Genomic DNA, 16,647 nt, shown 5'->3' on the forward strand with positions numbered 1-16,647 from the left:
TTTTGCGATAACACCCCCCTGAATACAGCATTTGGCGATCAGGCACCTTTGCACGGCGCTACTTCAATCTTTCATTCAGCTTTCAAATGGGCCTCTTACATGACGTTAATCACGAAAAGTTGAATTTTCTTGTTTTAAGATGTGACCCGTACCCCGTCATCGTGCATCAGTACAGGTACTAGCCGAACGGTAAGCCCAACCGACGGCACATCATTTGATTGGGCACTTAGAGAGAAGACCCCATGAACGCCCCGCTCCGTATCAACGAAGCTCTTTTGATCGCAGACCGTGCTTTCCAGCCCTTTCACTGCGTGGCCTGGGCCCCACAAGACGGGACTGGCGAATTGAGCCTGACCGTTATCGACCGCACCGAAAACCGTATTGGTCGCAAGCAGATTCCTTGCAGCACTTATTCCGATCCCAAGCAATTGGAAACCCTGCTGCTGCAAGCCCGCGCCGAACTCAATGGCGAAGGTTATCAACTACAGTCCTGGGCAATGCCTAAGTAAGCTCACGCGCTTACTGCAACTTTGTAAGTGCTGATCGGTTATTCGCTGACTGACGCATTTACTGTAGGAGCGAGCTTGTCTCCGGGCGGCTTTCCGACGAAAAACTTTAACAATGCCGCAGGGCACCAGGATGTATGCGGCACCCTCAGGTTTTTCGCGAGCAAGCTCGCTCCTACATTGGGTGAACATCGGGCACCTTGCGCGCTTCTCGCCCCAAGGAGCACCCCATGTCCGGATCAATGGCCCAGGCCTTCGCCCATAATTTTCTTGGGCACTCGCCCCGTTGGTACAAGGCCAGCATCCTCGCATTCCTGATTATCAACCCCCTGGTACTGTGGGTTTTCGGCCCGGTGGCGGCCGGGTGGCTACTGGTGGCAGAGTTCATTTTCACCCTGGCCATGGCGCTGCACTGCTACCCGTTGATGCCCGGTGGGCTGTTGATGGTCGAGGCGCTGTTGCTGCGCATGACCACGCCCCAGGCGCTGTACGACGAACTGCTGCACAACTTTCCGGTGATCCTGCTGCTGATGTTTATGGTGGCCGGCATCTACTTTATGAAGGACTTGCTGCTGTTTCTGTTTTCGCGCCTGTTACTCGGTGTGCGCTCCAAGGCGCTGTTGGGGCTGATGTTCTGCTTTTTGTCTGCCTTTCTGTCCGCTTTTCTCGATGCCTTGACTGTGACGGCGGTGATTATCAGCGCCGCCGTGGGGTTCTATTCGGTCTATCACCGCGTGGCCAGTGGCAACGATCCGCGCCAGGACAGTGAATTTAGCGACGACCAACAGTTGCCCACCTTGCACCACGCCGACCTTGAGCAGTTCCGCGCGTTTCTGCGCAGCCTATTGATGCATGGCGCCGTCGGCACAGCCCTGGGTGGCGTGTGCACCTTGGTGGGCGAGCCACAGAACCTGCTGATCGGCCATGAGATGGGTTGGAACTTCAGCGAGTTCTTCCAGCGGATTGCTCCGGTATCCCTGCCCGTGTTGGTCGCCGGTCTGGCCACCTGCGTCCTGCTGGAAAAGTTGCGCTGGTTTGGCTACGGCACGCTGCTGCCGGATAACGTACGCCAGGTGCTGGCCAACTACGCCCGTGAAGACAATGCCGAGCGCACGCCACGCCAGCGTGCGGCGCTGATTGTCCAGGGCTTGGCGGCGCTGATCCTGATCGCCGGCCTGGCCTTTCATATCGCCGAAGTAGGCCTGATCGGCTTGCTGGTGATTGTGCTGATCACCGCCTTTACCGGGATTACCGAAGAGCACCGCATCGGCAATGCCTTCAAGGACGCCCTGCCCTTTACCGCGTTGCTGGTGGTGTTTTTTGCCGTGGTGGCGGTGATTCATGATCAACAACTGTTCACCCCATTGATCCAATGGGTGCTGGCCCTGCCCGCCGAACAACAACCGGGCATGCTGTTTATTGCCAATGGCCTGTTGTCCGCGATCAGCGATAACGTGTTTGTGGCGACGATCTACATCACCGAGGTCAAGCAGGCGTTTGTGTCCGGCCATATGAGCCGCGAGCACTTCGAGACCCTGGCCATTGCGATCAATACCGGGACCAACCTGCCCAGCGTGGCGACGCCCAATGGCCAGGCGGCGTTCCTGTTCTTATTGACGTCGGCGATTGCACCGCTGATTCGCCTGTCCTACGGGCGCATGGTGTGGATGGCGCTGCCGTATACGGTGGTGATGGGTGTGCTGGGCTGGTACGGGGTCAGTTACTGGCTGTGAAGGGATGGCGAGCGCTCAAGCGCTCGCCAGGATAAACCGCTCAATCGCCTGGGCCGCGCCGTCCTCGACATTGCTGCCAGTGACCACATTGGCCTGACGCTTGACCGCCTCTTCGGCCTGGCCCATGGCAATCGACAGCCCGGCGACATGAAACATCGCCGGGTCATTGCCGCCATCGCCGATAGCCGCCGTTTGCTCCAGCGCCACCCCAAGATGGGCTGCCAGGGTTTTCAGGGCATCGCCCTTATTGGCCTGCATTGCCGTGACATCGAGATAGACCGGCTGCGAACGCGACACCTGCGCCAGCCCCTGGACCTTGGGCTGCAATTGCGCCTCCAGTTCAATCAGCAGTTGCGTGTTGTTACTGGCAGCGACGATCTTATCGATCCGTTCCAGGAACGGCTCGAAACTCTCCACCACCACGGGCGCGTACCCCAGGCCGTGTTGCTCACGCGGCACCATGGGACCGCTGGCGTCTCGTAACAGCCAGTCGCCATCGGCAAACACCCAGACTTCCACATCCGGATGCGGGGAAAACAGCGCCAGTGCTACCAGGGCCGCTTCCGCTGGCAAGTGGTGAGCCACCAGGATGCTGCCGTCCGGATTGACCAGGGTGCCACCATTAAAGCCTGCTGTTGGCACATCGACGCCCAGGGCTTCGATCTGCTGCAGCATGGCCTTGGGCGGCCGCCCGGTGGCGAGGCTGAAAAACACCCCGGCGTCGCGCAACGCACGCACCGCGTCAATGGTGCGCTGGCTCAGGCTGTGATCGGGCAGCAACAGGGTGCCGTCCATATCACTCAACAAAAATCGGATGGGGTGAATCGTCGCCTCACTCATCCCAGGCTATGCCAGGCACGGCCATCACGGGCCAGCAATGCATCCGCCGCTGCGGGGCCGTCTTCGCCTGCCTTGTAGGCCTCAATTCCATCGTCCTCCTTCCAGGCATCGAGGAACGGCTGCACGGCACGCCAGCCATTTTCGATGTTGTCGGCGCGCTGGAACAACGTCTGGTCACCGGTCAGGCAGTCATAGATCAACGTTTCATAGCCAGTGGAAGGCTGCATCTCGAAGAAATCCTTGTAGGCAAACCCTAGCTGGATGTTGGCCATGTCCAGGGTCGGCCCGGGCTTTTTCGCCAGCAGGTCGAACCACATGCCTTCATTGGGCTGGATCTGGATCTTCAGGTATGTCGGCTTGAGTTCGTCGACTTCGGTGTCGCGGAACTGCGCATAGGGCGCCGGCTTGAAGCAGATGACGATTTCGGTGTCGCGCACGCTCATGCGCTTGCCGGTACGCAGGTAGAACGGCACGCCGACCCAGCGCCAGTTATCGATCATCACCTTCAGCGCCACGAAGGTCTCGGTGCTGCTGTCGGGTGCGACATTCGCCTCTTCCCGGTAGCCCGGCAGTGACTTGCCGCCGATCTCGCCGGCGCTGTACTGGCCACGCACCGAGTTGGCCCGCGCATCCGCAATCGACCATGGGCGCACGGCACCAATCACCTTGGCCTTCTCGCCACGCACCGCGTCGGCGCCAAAGGCCGCCGGCGGCTCCATGGCAATCATTGCCAGCAGCTGGAACAGGTGATTGGGCACCATATCGCGCAAGGTCCCGGTGTTTTCGAAGAAACTGCCCCGGGTTTCCACACCGACGGTTTCGGCAGCGGTGATCTGCACGTGGTCGATGTAGTGGTTGTTCCAGAACGCTTCGAACAGCACGTTGGAGAAACGGCTGATCAGAATGTTCTGCACCGTCTCCTTGCCCAGGTAATGGTCGATGCGATAGATCTGTTTTTCGCTCATGACCTTGAGCAGGCAGGCGTTCAGCGCCTCGGCCGTGGCCAGGTCGGAGCCGAATGGTTTTTCGATCACCACGCGGCGGAAAGCCTCGGGGCTTTCCTCCAGCAGGTTGGCCCGGCCCAGGCGCTGCACCACTTCACTGAAGAAGCGCGGCGCAGTGGCCAGGTAGAACACCGCATTGCCAGTGCCACTGTCGGCGATCTTCTGTGCGATATCGGCATAGGTGCCGTCATCGAGAAAATCCCCCTGCACGTAGCTGATGCCCTTGGCCAACTGGGCCCACAACTGTGGGTCCAGTGCATGTTCGGCATTGCCCTTGACCTTGCTCGCCGCTTCGGTGCGGATGAAGTCTTCGAGTTTCTTGGCGAAGTCGGCATCGCTGATAGCGTTGTGATCCACCCCGACAATCCGCAGCCCATCGCCCAACAGGCCATCGCGACTGAGGTTGTACAGCGCCGGCATCAGCAGGCGCTTGACCAGGTCGCCATGGGCGCCGAACAGGAACAAGGTAGTGGGTGGAGCGGGTTCGGCCTTGGGTTTCTTGCCGTTGGCCGTCATTTTTTGGAAGTCTCCACATGGCCGCCGAAGCCGAAGCGCATGGCCGACAGCAACTTGTCACCGTAAGTGCTTTGCTGACGCGAGCGGAAACGGGCGAACAACGAGTTGGACAGCACCGGCACCGGCACCGATTGCTCCATGGCCGCTTCAATGGTCCAGCGCCCTTCACCGCTGTCGGCCACGGAACCTGAATAACCGTCGAGCTTGGGGTCGGTCGCCAGGGCATCGGCGGTCAGGTCCAGCAGCCAGGAGGAAACCACGCTGCCACGACGCCAGACTTCGGCAATGTCGGCCACGTTCAGGTCAAAACGCTGGTCTTGCGGCAGGTTTTCCGAGTTCTTGGTCTTGAGGATGTCAAAGCCTTCGGCAAACGCCTGCATCATTCCGTATTCGATGCCGTTGTGGATCATCTTCACGAAATGCCCGGAGCCGGCGGGGCCTGCATGGATGTAGCCACGCTCGGCGCGATCATCAGTGGCGGTACGGTCCTTGGTGCGTGGGATATCGCCCAGGCCTGGCGCGAGGGTGGCGAAGATCGGGTCCAAGTGCTTGACGGTCTCGGCGTCGCCGCCAATCATCATGCAGTAGCCACGCTCCAGGCCCCAGACGCCACCGGACGTCCCGACGTCCACGTAGTGCAGGCCTTTTTCCGCCAGGGCCTTGCCGCGACGCACGTCGTCTTTATAGAAGGTGTTGCCGCCGTCGATGATCACATCGCCGGCTTCCATCAGTTCGCTGAGGTCGTTGATCGTGGTTTCGGTCGCCTCGCCCGCCGGCAGCATGACCCAGATCGCCCGCGGTTTTTGCAGGCCGGCAACCAGGGCAGCGAGGTCGGCAACGCCGGTCGCACCCTCTTCGCTCAAGCCTTTGACGAATGCTTCATTGCGGTCGTAGACCACGGTGGTATGCCCATTGAGCATCAAGCGGCGCGCAATATTCCCGCCCATGCGGCCTAGTCCGATAATCCCCAGTTGCATGTGTTGATGCTCCTAACTACAAATCAAAAAAATGTGTGACACAGTTTATAGCGCAATGAGGGATTAGTCCGGCGCCAATCGCACTAGTTTCATCAGAAAAAGTGGCCATCCTTTCACCATCACCCCCGGAAAAGTCACATCGACCGTGAAAAATAAAAAAGTTCCATTGAGACAAAAAAGAAATCAGAATCGCCCCTGACTCCTGCCAAGCGCCTTCAATCACGCGCTCTGGCACCGCAATACACCGGCTATTTGCGAGGTAAGCAATGCGCACTGCACAGATGACACGCCCGCCACAGACCCTTTACGTGACCGTGCGCCGCGACGAACTGCGCCAGTTGAAAGACGAACGTGAACAGTTGCAGCAGGAAGTGCTACGTCTGCGTGCGCAGTTGCAGGCCCAGCTCACGAATCAAGCCATCACCTGCTGACCCTTTGCAGGAGCCGGCAAGGATTGCCACCTCGGATCCAACTCACAAAGTTTTCACCCGCCCTTCCCGATAATCCCCCGCCAGAACGCCGCCTCACGCATGGGCGGTGGTAATTATTGGGTTGGAGCGCTGCATGGCGATGTTCAAACGCAGCACGAAGTCTGCAAAAGGGTTTGATTGGGCCGGCCTTGGCTGGATGTTCCTGTTTTTCTGGTATTTCTCAGGCATTACCCAACTGCTGATCCAACTGACCGGCACTTCCGGTTTCAGTGGTTTCCGCCAGGCGTTCTTCATGAGCGCATTGTGGTTGGCGCCCATGCTTCTCTTCCCACATCGCACCCGGCTGCTGGCCGCGTTGATCGGCGTGGTGTTGTGGGCCTGTTCCATGGCCAGCCTGGGCTATTTCTTTATTTACCAGCAGGAATTTTCCCAGAGCGTCATCTTCATCATGTTCGAGTCGAACATCTCTGAAGCCGGCGAGTACGCCACCCAATATTTTGCTTGGTGGATCGTGCTGGCCTTCATTGCCCACACCGCCCTGGCCATTTTCCTGTGGACCCGCGTGCGCCCGGTCTATCTGCCAAGGGGCCGGGCAATGGTCGCGGCGACCGCGATTGTGCTGGCGATTGTTGGTTATCCGCTGGTCAAGCAGATCGCCACCAACGACACCCTGGAGCGGGCCATCGATGGTTTCGAAACCCGTGTCGAACCGGCTGTACCGTGGCAGATGATCGTCGCCTATCGTCGCTACACCCAGCAACTGAATAACATGCAGGGCATGCTCGACAACGCCAGCAAGATCCCACCCCTGAGCAACTTCAAGGACAGCATGGCCGGCCAGCCGTCGACCCTGGTCCTGGTGATCGGCGAGTCCACCAACCGCCAGCGCATGAGCCTCTACGGCTACCCACGCAAGACCACCCCGGAGCTGGACAAGCTGCGCGACCAACTGGACGTCTTCGACAACGTCATCACCCCGCGCCCCTACACCATCGAGGCGCTGCAACAGGTGCTGACCTTTGCCGACGAAGAGCACCCGGACCTGTACCTCAAGACCCCGTCCATCGTCAGCATGATGAAACAGGCCGGCTACAAGACCTTCTGGATCACCAACCAGCAGACGATGACCAAGCGCAATACCATGCTCACCACGTTCTCCGAACAGGCCGACGAGCAGGTGTACCTCAATAACAACCGCAACCAGAACGCCCGCCAGTACGATGGCGATGTGCTGGAGCCGTTCTCCAAGGCCCTCGCCGACAAGGCCGAGCGCAAGCTGATCGTGGTGCACCTGTTGGGCACCCACATGAGTTATCAGTACCGCTACCCGCCGAGCTTCAACACGTTTACCGACCGTCAGGGCGTCCCGGACGGTGTGAACGATGATCAACTGCCGACCTACAACAGCTATGACAACGCGGTGCGCTACAACGATTTCGTGGTGTCGAGCCTGATCAAGGACTACGCCAAGACCGACCCCAATGGGTTCCTGCTCTACCTGTCCGACCACGGCGAGGATGTGTTCGACTCGGCAGGCCACGACACCCTGGGCCGCAACGAAGGCAAGCCGACGGCGCCGATGTACACCATTCCCTTCATGACCTGGGCGTCGCCAAAGTGGCGCGCCACCCACGACTGGAATATGCAAGGCGACGTGCAACGGCCCTACAGTAGCTCGCAGCTGATTCACACCTGGGCCGACCTGGCGGGCCTGAGCTTCGACGAATTGGACCGCAGTCGCAGCCTGGTCAGCGATAGCTTCAAGCCACGGCCGTTGTTGATTGGCGATCCCTACCAGCGTCCGCAGAAGGCCTTGATCGACTTCAGCCTGATCAAGCCCAAGGCCAGCACCGCCCCAAGGAATGTGGTGCAGAAGTAACCCCCTCCGCACGCCATCCAAAGCTAACCGTCCCGTTAACTTTGGATGTTCTTGACGTTAATTCCCACTTAATAAGTTTCCTACAGACTATTCCCATAAATCTGATCAGGGACGGTGCAGATACCGATCACTTTTAATGGGAATACATGCGATGAAACTTTCAGCCTTGATGCTCGCCGGCCTGCTGGGCCTGACCTCCGTTGCCGCCTTCGCCGAAGGCGGCTCGGATCGCGTGAAGGAGCATTTCAACAACTTCAGCTTTATCCAGGAGCAGACCCGCAGCAGCACCGAGCAAACTGCGGCCGCCGATACCAAGGGTGCTAAATCCGGATCCGCCGAACAGGCGCGGGACACCGAGCAACCCAAGAGCTGATGCACTGAGTACTACCCGGCACCATTGTGCTCCGATGGTGAAGGTTAACTTGGCGCCCTGTATCGGGCGCTTTTTTTTGCCCGATGATTCCCATGCTTCGCGTGAAAACCATCAGCATTGATTAGAGCGCCTTGCTCCAGAACAACATGCGGCCATGGGCTGGGTCGAATACCGAATCATCAAAACCAAACTTGCGGTATGACGCCTGTGCCACTGGATTACCTTCCAGCACCTCCAGGGTGATCTTGCAGCAACCGCGCTGACGGGCGATTTCCTCGACCTTTTGCAGCATTTTCTGGCTCAGGCCCAAGCCACGAAATTGCTCCATGACCACCACATCATGCACGTTGACCAGCGGACGACAGGCGAAGGTCGAGAAACCTTCGAAGCAATTCACCAGCCCGGCCGGCTCACCGCCGACAAAGGCCAGCACGCTGAATGCATGGGGACGCTTGGCCAACTCAGCCGGCAGTTGCGCCAACAGATCGGCGGACAAGGCCTTGCCCCCGCCCATGGGGTCTTGTGCGTAGTGATTGAGCAACAGGCCGATGGCCTCGGCCTGTACGGGGTTGCTGTAGCTGGCTTGCAGCACCAGTATTTCTGCGGCTTCCATTTCCTTCCTCGATAGCAGATAGGCAGGGATCACCTCCCCGCAAAACCTCGATTGTAAGCGGGCTGTAGGCCATAGATGAAGGAGATTAATGACAGGTTGGTGCAGGAAAGTGCGATCGCGCTTTCAATCGACAGAAGATGGCTCAAGGCCATTATCTACCAAAGCGCTGCAGCTGCATTTCTTGCAAGCGACTGAGGGTCCGGCGGAACGCAAACTCCAGGTAACCCTCGGTATAAAGCGACACCAAGGGCACCTTGGCCTCGATATACAACGGTACTTTACGGTCGTAACACTCATCGACCAGGGCGATAAAGCGCCGCACGCTGTCGTCGTGCACAGACAGTTGCGGTAACTCACGATCCCCCGCATCCACACGCTGGGCACCGTCTTCGGTGCCGCGGGCGATACGTCCGGGACGCTGCTGTGCACTCAAGCTGGGGACTTCGCCGAGTAATATGGCGCTGTAGCGATCACACAGCTGCATGAAATCCATGGCCGCCAGCGGTTGCTCGCACAAGTCAGCGTAACGGCACCACAGCACCGTCTCGCACGACTGCACCGTGGCAATACTGCGCGAACCCACGACAACCGGCGCAGCGCTGCAGGCTTGCCCCTCGCTCAAGCGCGCAAAGACCTGTGCCAATGCCTGAGGCTCATCCACCCAGTAGCGCTGCTCAGCGGTTCCCGGATGCAAGCGGTGATCTTCACTCCCGGCGACCGGCACCACCTGCATATGGGCCTTGATCGCCTCAATGGCCGGCAGGAAACGCTCACGGTTGAAACCGCCGGTGTACAACTGCTCCGGCGGTTGGTTGGAGGTGCAGACCATCACCACCCCTTCGTCGAACATCACCTGGAACAGGCGCCCCAGAATGATCGCGTCACCGATGTCATTGACGAACAGTTCGTCAAAACACAACACCCGCACGTCCCCGGCCAATTCACGGGCCAGGGCCTGCAAAGGATCGGGGGTGCCGGTCAACTGGAACGAGCGCTGGTGCACCCAGCCCATGAAGTGATGAAAGTGCTGGCGCCGCGCAGGCACCCGCAGGCTCTGATAGAACTGATCCATCAGCCAGGTCTTGCCACGCCCCACCGGCCCCCAGAGGTAAACCCCGGTGACCGGTGTTTCGGCGCTTTGGTGCAGCGCCGCATGGCATGCCTGCAACGCCTCGACCGCCTGGCGTTGCGCATCGTCAGCCACAAAACCATTGGCCAGGGCCTGCTGGTAGGCGGCCAGGGGTGAGTCAAACGTCATGCGAGGCTTTTGCTGACCACCTCGAACACATCGCTGGACAACTCGCCCGAACCCCGGATGCGCTCAAGCTCGGCCTTCATCAGCGCCTGGCGGGCGCTATCGTATTTGCGCCAGCGAGTCAGCGGCGCCAACTGCCGCGAGGCAATCTGCGGGTTGAAGGCATTGAGCTCGATCACCAGATCAGCCAGGAAGCGATAGCCCGAGCCATCGGCGGCGTGGAAGTTGATCAGGTTCTGCCCGGCGAATGCACCGACCAGAGCACGTACCTTGTTCGGGTTCTTGAGGGTGAACGCCGGGTGTTGCATCAGCGTTTTGACCCGCGCAAGGCCGCCTGGCAACGCACTGCCAGCCTGGACGCTGAACCATTGGTCCATGACCAGCGGGTTGTCCTTGAAGTTCTCGGCAAACACTTGCAGGGCCTTGGCCTTCTCGGCGTCGAACGGCGAATTGACCAGCACCGCCAGGGCCGTCAGGCGTTCGGTCATGTTGTCACAGGCGTCGAACTGCTCCAGGGTCGCGGCCAGCACTTCAGGCTTGCCACTGAGCATCACGTAGGACAGCGCAATATTCTGCAAGGCGCGGCGTGCAAAGTGCTCGGCCGTTGCCACGTAAGGCGTCTTGCGCGACAGGTCGCGATTGGCCTGGTAACGCAGCCACAGGCCTTCGAACAGGTTGTCGGCCAACTGCTTGCGCGCAAACTCGCGGGCGGTATGGATGGCTTCGACGTCGGCCACTTCGCTGATTTCGGTCAGGTAGGCTTCGCCCGGCAACGAAAGCATTTCCGCGACCATGGCCTGGTCCAGGCTGTCGTCGCTCAACACGCTGCGCAGCGCGCTGATCAGGCGCGGGTCCAGGACCAGGGGCTTGCCCTGCTGGTGTTGGCCGATCAGTTCCTGCAACACCTGCACCGCCAGTTGCTGGCCGGCATCCCAGCGATTGAAACCGTCGCTGTCGTGCTGCATCAGGAACATCAACTGGTCGCGGCTGTAGGGGAAGCTCAGCTTCACCGGTGCCGAGAAGCCACGCAGCAGCGACGGCAACGGCTGCTCAGCGATATCAACGAAGGTAAACGTCTGCTCGGCCTCAGTCACCGACACCACCCGCGACGTACCCTGCGCAGCCGCTTCACCGGCCAGGCGCAACGGCAGGTCAGCACCGTTGGCGCCCAGCAGGCCCAGGGCCACGGGAATCACGAACGGCAGCTTTTCCACGTTATCCGGGGTTTGCGGGCAGCTCTGGCGGAAGGTCAGGCTGTAGGTCTTGGCTGCGGCATCGTAGGACTCGCTCACCGCCAGACGTGGCGTACCGGCCTGGCTGTACCAGCGCTTGAACTGGGTCAGGTCGGTGCCATTGGCGTCTTCCATGGCCTTGATGAAGTCATCGCAGGTCACGGCCTGGCCGTCGTGGCGCTCAAAGTACAGGTCACTGCCTTTGCGGAAACCTTCGGCGCCGAGCAAGGTATGGATCATGCCCACTACTTCCGAGCCCTTTTCGTACACGGTCAGGGTGTAGAAGTTGGAAATCTCGATAAAGCTGTCAGGGCGCACGGCGTGAGCCATCGGTCCTGCGTCTTCGGCGAACTGGTGGGTACGCAGGTAAGCCACATCCTGGATCCGCTTGACGGTGGCCGAGTTCATGTCGGCGGAGAAATGCGAATCCCGGAATACCGTGAAGCCTTCCTTGAGCGACAGTTGGAACCAGTCGCGGCAGGTCACGCGGTTGCCCGACCAGTTGTGGAAATACTCGTGGGCGACGATCGCTTCGACCCGCTGATGCGCGGCGTCGGTCGCCGTCTCGGCGCGGGCCAGCACCGCGCTGGAGTTGAAGATATTCAGGCCCTTGTTTTCCATGGCGCCCATGTTGAAGTCGTTCACGGCCACGATCATGAAGATATCCAGGTCGTATTCGCGACCGTAGACCTCTTCATCCCAGCGCATGGACTTCTTCAGGCTGTTCATGGCGTGCTGGCACTTGTCGATGTTTTCCGGCTCGACATAGATGCGCAACGCGACGGTGCGCTGGCTCATGGTGGTGAAGGTGTCTTCGACGCACCACAGGTCGCCGGCCACCAGGGCGAACAGGTAGGCCGGTTTCTTGAAAGGGTCTTCCCAGGTCGCCCAGTGCCGGCCGTCTTCGCCGGGGCCGCTGGCAATCGGGTTGCCGTTGGACAGCAGCACCGGATAGCTGTGCTGCTCGGCGATCACGGTGGTGGTGAACGTGCTCATCACGTCCGGGCGATCCAGGTAATAAGTGATCTTGCGAAAGCCCTCGGCCTCGCATTGGGTGCAGAACATGCCGCTGGATTTGTACAGGCCTTCCAGGGCGGTGTTGGTTTGCGGGTGGATGCGTACGCTGGTATCGACCGTAAAGGTGTCGCTGGCCGGGTGCAAGGTCAGGTGGCTGTCAGTCAACTGGTAGTCGTCGACGCTCAGTTCCCGGTCGCCCAGGGTCACGCTCAACAGCTCCAGTTGCTGGCCGTCCAGTACCAGTGGCGGCAAGCCGGCGCCGCGCTCGGGATTGCGGCGCATCACCAGCTGCGCGTGGACCAGGCTGTGGTCCTCGAACAACTCGAAGGTCAGGTGGGTCTCGTCGATCAGGTACTCGGGCGCCTGATAGTCCTTCAGGTGAATCATCTTCGGTTGTTCGGTGCGCATGCGTGAAATCCTTCTACTGATGCACGGCGAGCTGGTAAGCCGTGTATTTACGAATATTGATAACGCCGGTATCGAAGATCAGGTATTGGCCCTTGATCCCCAGCAGCGTGCCTTCGGCAATCGGGTTCTTGTCCAGGTTGAAGCTGACGATCTTGGCCGGATATTGCTCCACCGGGTAGCGGATTTCGAGGGGTTCGATATCGGTTACCGGTTGGATGGCCTGCAGGCCAAAGCGTTCCTGCAATTGCAGCAGGCCATCGGCGCAGGAGACGAACAGCTCGTCGCGTACCTGCTTGAGGTCCACCGCCGCCGCGTCGCCCTTGAGCAACGCGCGCCAGTTGGTCTTGTCGGCCACTTGGCTGCGCAACACGTCCTCGACGAAGCCCGATTGCTGGCGTGTGGCCACGCGCATGATCGGCAGCGCCTGGCTTGCACCCTGGTCCAGCCAGCGCGTGGGCAACTGGGTGGCGCGGGTGATGCCGACCTTGATCCCCGACGAATTCGCCAGGTACACCACATGGTCGGTCATGCAGAATTTTTCGCCCCAGGCCGGGTCGCGGCAAGTGCCGGCATCAAAATGGCAGCGCTCGGGGCTCATGATGCACAGGTCGCACTGGGCCAGCTTGGTCATGCACGGGTAGCAATAGCCCTGGCTGAAGCTGGTCTTGGTCTTGCGTCCGCAATGGGTGCAATGGATCGCACCGAGGTATTCCAGGCGCACATGCGTGCCGATCAACGGGTTGACCGGCACCTCGGTATCGCCCAGGCGAAAAGCGTATTGAACGGTCGGCGAACCCAGTTGCGCCGACATCTTGCTGACTGCACCACGGCCAATCTCAATCAATGGATGGCATCCGACTTGAACAGGATGTTTTCCACCGGGGTCGACTTCGATTGGCATTCCTGCGGGCCCATATAGCCGGTGCGCTGGTCTTCCGGCAGGTTTTGCAGCTCCCAGGCGATCATCGCCTGCAGGGACAGCTCGCGCTGTTCGGCGGTGAGCTTACGGCCATCGGACCATTTGCCGATTTCCACGGCGAGCTTGAGGCTCTGGTAGATATCCGGGGTGATGTTTTCGATCATTTCAGCAAAAGAGGACATAAGACTCTTCCTTAACAAATTAGAAGGTTTACTGGGCCTGCCTGTGACGGCTGTACAAGCCGCCCAGCAAGCCCGTCAGGCATCCGACCAGCAAGCCGCCGACATGGGCCGCATTGGCGATTTCGCCGAAACCGATCATCGAGACCAGCCCCGACAGGCAAAGCAACAACCACACCAGCATCATCACCAGCACGCCACGCGGCAGGCGATACGCCGGGTTGGGCGCGAGCATCTGGTAGATCCAGCAATGGCCCAGCAGGCCGTACAGCACGCCAGACAAACCACCGAACAGGCCAGGCCCGCCAAAAGTGTATTGCGCGTAGTTGGACGCCAGGCTGAACAGCAGGGTCAGGCCCAGCAGGTTGATACTGCCCTGGCGCGACTCGATGCGCCGCCCCAGTTCCCAGTACCACATGCCGTTCATGGCCAGGTGCAGGATGCCGAAGTGGATCAGCATCGGCGTCACCAACCGCCACCACTGCCCCGCCGCCAGGCTGTCGGCCAGGGGGGTGAAGTACAGGTATTCACCGGCCACGTGGAAATTCAGGAAAGTCAGCCAGCTCATGGTTTGCAGGTTATCGCCAAGCAGGGTCAGCACAGCGACGATCAGGCTCAGCAGCAATACACCGGCCGTCAGTGGGCTGTGGCGCAATTGCTGGAGAAAACCGGGACGCTTGGCCATCTGTTCCTGGGGAATATCCAGCTGCTGGTCCGGGTCGCCGGCAGGAAAGCGTTGATACAGGCTGCGCACGTCCTCGCTGATCGCGTCCGGCACCCACAGCACTTGCTCGCCGGCCTCTTCGCTGACGCGATGGGGCACCTGCATGCGCTGCAACAGCTTGACGAAGCCGCCCAGGTCCACATTCAGCGGCAAACGTAAAACCGCCACACTACTCATGAAATCACCTCGGGGCGCTCGACATCGACCCAGACAAACTTGTTCGGATCGAGGCGGGTTTCCTGGTCCAGTCGGTACGCTACCAGCTTGCCGTACAGCACTGCGCTGTAGTCCAGGCAGGCCAGGTTCGAGCGAATCGGCGCCGGTTTGCCACTGCGCCAGTAGTGGCCGACGAACAACAGCGGTTCATCGACGCCATAGCGCAGCAGGGAATTTTTCTCGCTCGACGACAGCGGCGTACGCGCCACAGGGTCGGGCAAGGCATCGGGCTGGAACACGATATCGCCGTAGGTTTTCGGATCGTCTTCCCAGAATTTGGTGCGAAAGAACGAGCGGGTCAGCCCGTCGCCGCCGGTCAGCGTCAGGCCGTCCGGCAGGCGCATGTCGGTGCCGCGCAGCAGGCGGTCGAAGGCGTTGCAGGCAAAACTGCCAGGTACCGCTGCGGCCTGCAGGAAGTGCTCGTCGATACAGCCGTCCGGGAATTGCCCGCGCAGCGGTTCGATCAGCCCCGAATCCCAGCAGGCGTGTACCACCCGGAAACGCCCGGCGTCGACAAACAACGGCATGTCGTAGAACCAGCCGAGGAAGTCGTGCCAGTCAGCCGGATGGTGTTCGAACTGGGTCAAAGTCTCGTGGATCAGCCGCGCATGGCGTGGCGAATGCTCACGCACGTACTGCTTGCCACTGCCAGGCGGCGCCAATGTGCTCCAGCCCAGGGCGTTGAATTCATGGTTGCCCATGATGCACAGCGCCTGGCCGGCTTCGGCCATGTCATGGACGATATGCAGCGCCTCGCGAATGCGCGGGCCACGGTCGATGATATCGCCGAGGAATACCGCCATGCGTGAAGGATGGCGCCAGGTGCCGCCCTGCTTGTGGTAACCCATCTGGTCGAGCAGGTGCTCAAGGGTATGAGCGCAACCGTGCACGTCACCAATCAGGTCGTAGCTACGCGCGGGATCGAGCATCAGTCGCCTCCACCCCCCAAGCGGCTGCCCCAGCCCAGCTTGGTGCGGCACACTTCGTAGTAGTTGTGATCCAGCGGGTGAATCAACCGCAACTTCTGCGCCTTTTTGCTTACGGTGATAGTGTCACCGGGGGCGCAGGTAAAGTGGTTCTGCCCGTCACAGGAGACTTGCGGGTAGATCTGCATGTCTTTGGAAACCACGATTTTCAGCTCACTGTTGCCATCGACCACAATCGGCCGGCTGGACAACATATGGGGGTACATCGGCACGATCACAATGGCATCGAGCTTGGGATGCATGATCGGCCCGCCCGCCGACAGCGCGTAGGCCGTGGAACCGGTGGGCGTGGCGACGATCAGGCCGTCAGCCTTCTGGCTGCACACGAACTGGCCGTCGATGTACAGCTCGAACTCGATCATCCGCGTCGATTTGCCAGGGTGCAGCACCACATCATTGAGGGCATCGCCCTGGCCGATGGCTTCGCCGTGGCGACGCACTTCGGCTTGCAGCAGGAAGCGGTTTTCCACCAGGTAATGACCGTCCAGCACCTTGGCCACTTCGACTTCCAGGTCGTCGGGGCGGATATCGGTGAGGAACCCCAGGCTGCCCCGGTTGATCCCCAGCACCGGCACGTTATGCCGCGCCAGGGCCCGGGCTGCGCCGAGCAGGCTGCCGTCGCCGCCGACCACGATCACCATGTCACAGACTTCACCGAGCATTTTGCGCGACGAGGTCTGCAGGCCGTGGCCTGGCAGAATCTCGGCGATGGTGTCTTCGAGGATCACATGCAGGTGGCGCTCAAGCAGAAACTTTTTCAGCCGGCGGACGGTGTCCAGAACCTGGGTACTGCCCAGGCGACCGATGATGCCGATATTGCGAAATTGCTCCATGGGGCT

Annotated in this window: 16 protein-coding genes; 5 read left to right on the forward strand and 11 right to left on the reverse strand. The window is 60.2% G+C overall.

The genetic code is table 11. The annotated features are described in order from the left end of the window. Window positions 1-242: 242 nt before the first annotated feature. Together H097_RS16840 and nhaB are read left to right on the forward strand one after the other, a co-directional pair. Window positions 243-509, forward strand: coding sequence for a hypothetical protein (locus H097_RS16840; RefSeq protein WP_032861167.1), 267 nt, complete (start codon window positions 243-245; stop codon window positions 507-509). A 227-nt stretch (window positions 510-736) separates the two neighbouring features. Next, entirely contained in the window at window positions 737-2,239 is a 1,503-nt protein-coding gene (gene nhaB / locus H097_RS16845; protein WP_032861168.1) for a sodium/proton antiporter NhaB, read from the forward strand. A 15-nt stretch (window positions 2,240-2,254) separates the two neighbouring features. Here nhaB and H097_RS16850 read toward each other — a convergent pair whose 3' ends face one another. Genes H097_RS16850 through gnd form a run of 3 tightly spaced genes read right to left on the reverse strand, consistent with a single transcriptional unit; the run spans window position 2,255 to window position 5,576 of the window. Next, a complete protein-coding gene (locus tag H097_RS16850; protein WP_032861169.1) occupies window positions 2,255-3,079 on the reverse strand; it encodes a Cof-type HAD-IIB family hydrolase in 825 nt (274 codons plus the stop codon). Next, a complete protein-coding gene (gene zwf / locus H097_RS16855) occupies window positions 3,076-4,599 on the reverse strand; it encodes a glucose-6-phosphate dehydrogenase (RefSeq protein ID WP_032861170.1) in 1,524 nt (507 codons plus the stop codon). Before zwf ends, H097_RS16850 begins: the two co-directional genes overlap by 4 nt. After that, complete coding sequence (gnd, locus tag H097_RS16860) at window positions 4,596-5,576, reverse strand: phosphogluconate dehydrogenase (NAD(+)-dependent, decarboxylating) (protein WP_032861171.1); 981 nt, start codon at window positions 5,574-5,576, stop codon at window positions 4,596-4,598. Before gnd ends, zwf begins: the two co-directional genes overlap by 4 nt. 266 nt (window positions 5,577-5,842) lie before the next feature. Between gnd and H097_RS28235 the strand changes: the two genes are divergently transcribed. The 3 genes from H097_RS28235 to H097_RS16870 all read left to right on the forward strand — a co-directional run bounded on the left by H097_RS28235 (window position 5,843) and on the right by H097_RS16870 (window position 8,259). Further along, on the forward strand, window positions 5,843-6,007 hold the full coding sequence (locus H097_RS28235) for a DUF6026 family protein (RefSeq protein ID WP_156356811.1): 165 nt from the start codon (window positions 5,843-5,845) through the stop codon (window positions 6,005-6,007). 133 nt (window positions 6,008-6,140) lie between these two features. Beyond that, a complete protein-coding gene (locus H097_RS16865; protein WP_032861172.1) occupies window positions 6,141-7,886 on the forward strand; it encodes a phosphoethanolamine transferase CptA in 1,746 nt (581 codons plus the stop codon). A gap of 151 nt (window positions 7,887-8,037) precedes the next feature. Further along, window positions 8,038-8,259 carry a hypothetical protein gene (locus H097_RS16870; protein WP_032861173.1) on the forward strand — a complete coding sequence of 74 codons (222 nt, stop codon included), beginning with the start codon at window positions 8,038-8,040 and terminating at the stop codon, window positions 8,257-8,259. A 121-nt stretch (window positions 8,260-8,380) separates the two neighbouring features. Here the strand turns inward: H097_RS16870 and H097_RS16875 are convergent, their stop codons facing one another. The 8 genes from H097_RS16875 to H097_RS16910 all read right to left on the reverse strand — a co-directional run bounded on the left by H097_RS16875 (window position 8,381) and on the right by H097_RS16910 (window position 16,641). Continuing rightward, window positions 8,381-8,872, reverse strand: coding sequence for a GNAT family N-acetyltransferase (locus H097_RS16875; protein ID WP_032861175.1), 492 nt, complete (start codon window positions 8,870-8,872; stop codon window positions 8,381-8,383). A 151-nt stretch (window positions 8,873-9,023) separates the two neighbouring features. Then, on the reverse strand, window positions 9,024-10,130 hold the full coding sequence (zapE, locus tag H097_RS16880; RefSeq protein ID WP_032861177.1) for a cell division protein ZapE: 1,107 nt from the start codon (window positions 10,128-10,130) through the stop codon (window positions 9,024-9,026). Then, entirely contained in the window at window positions 10,127-12,784 is a 2,658-nt protein-coding gene (gene pepN / locus H097_RS16885) for an aminopeptidase N (protein ID WP_032861179.1), read from the reverse strand. The genes zapE and pepN overlap by 4 nt, the downstream gene beginning before the upstream one ends. Window positions 12,785-12,797: 13 nt before the next feature. Next, entirely contained in the window at window positions 12,798-13,628 is an 831-nt protein-coding gene (locus H097_RS16890; RefSeq protein ID WP_032861181.1) for a DUF2797 domain-containing protein, read from the reverse strand. After that, window positions 13,625-13,885 (reverse strand): DUF1315 family protein, encoded by a 261-nt coding sequence (locus H097_RS16895; RefSeq protein WP_029291449.1) that lies wholly within the window; start codon window positions 13,883-13,885, stop codon window positions 13,625-13,627. The genes H097_RS16890 and H097_RS16895 overlap by 4 nt, the downstream gene beginning before the upstream one ends. A 28-nt stretch (window positions 13,886-13,913) precedes the next feature. Next, a complete protein-coding gene (locus H097_RS16900) occupies window positions 13,914-14,783 on the reverse strand; it encodes a rhomboid family intramembrane serine protease (RefSeq protein WP_032861183.1) in 870 nt (289 codons plus the stop codon). Further along, window positions 14,780-15,754 carry a metallophosphoesterase gene (locus tag H097_RS16905; RefSeq protein WP_162237648.1) on the reverse strand — a complete coding sequence of 325 codons (975 nt, stop codon included), beginning with the start codon at window positions 15,752-15,754 and terminating at the stop codon, window positions 14,780-14,782. Before H097_RS16905 ends, H097_RS16900 begins: the two co-directional genes overlap by 4 nt. After that, window positions 15,751-16,641 carry an NAD(+) kinase gene (locus tag H097_RS16910; RefSeq protein ID WP_010210870.1) on the reverse strand — a complete coding sequence of 297 codons (891 nt, stop codon included), beginning with the start codon at window positions 16,639-16,641 and terminating at the stop codon, window positions 15,751-15,753. The genes H097_RS16905 and H097_RS16910 overlap by 4 nt, the downstream gene beginning before the upstream one ends. Between the last annotated feature and the right edge of the window lie 6 nt (window positions 16,642-16,647).

This window comes from Pseudomonas sp. FH4 (genome assembly GCF_000510915.2).
Classification (GTDB): Bacteria; Pseudomonadota; Gammaproteobacteria; order Pseudomonadales; family Pseudomonadaceae; genus Aquipseudomonas; species Aquipseudomonas brenneri.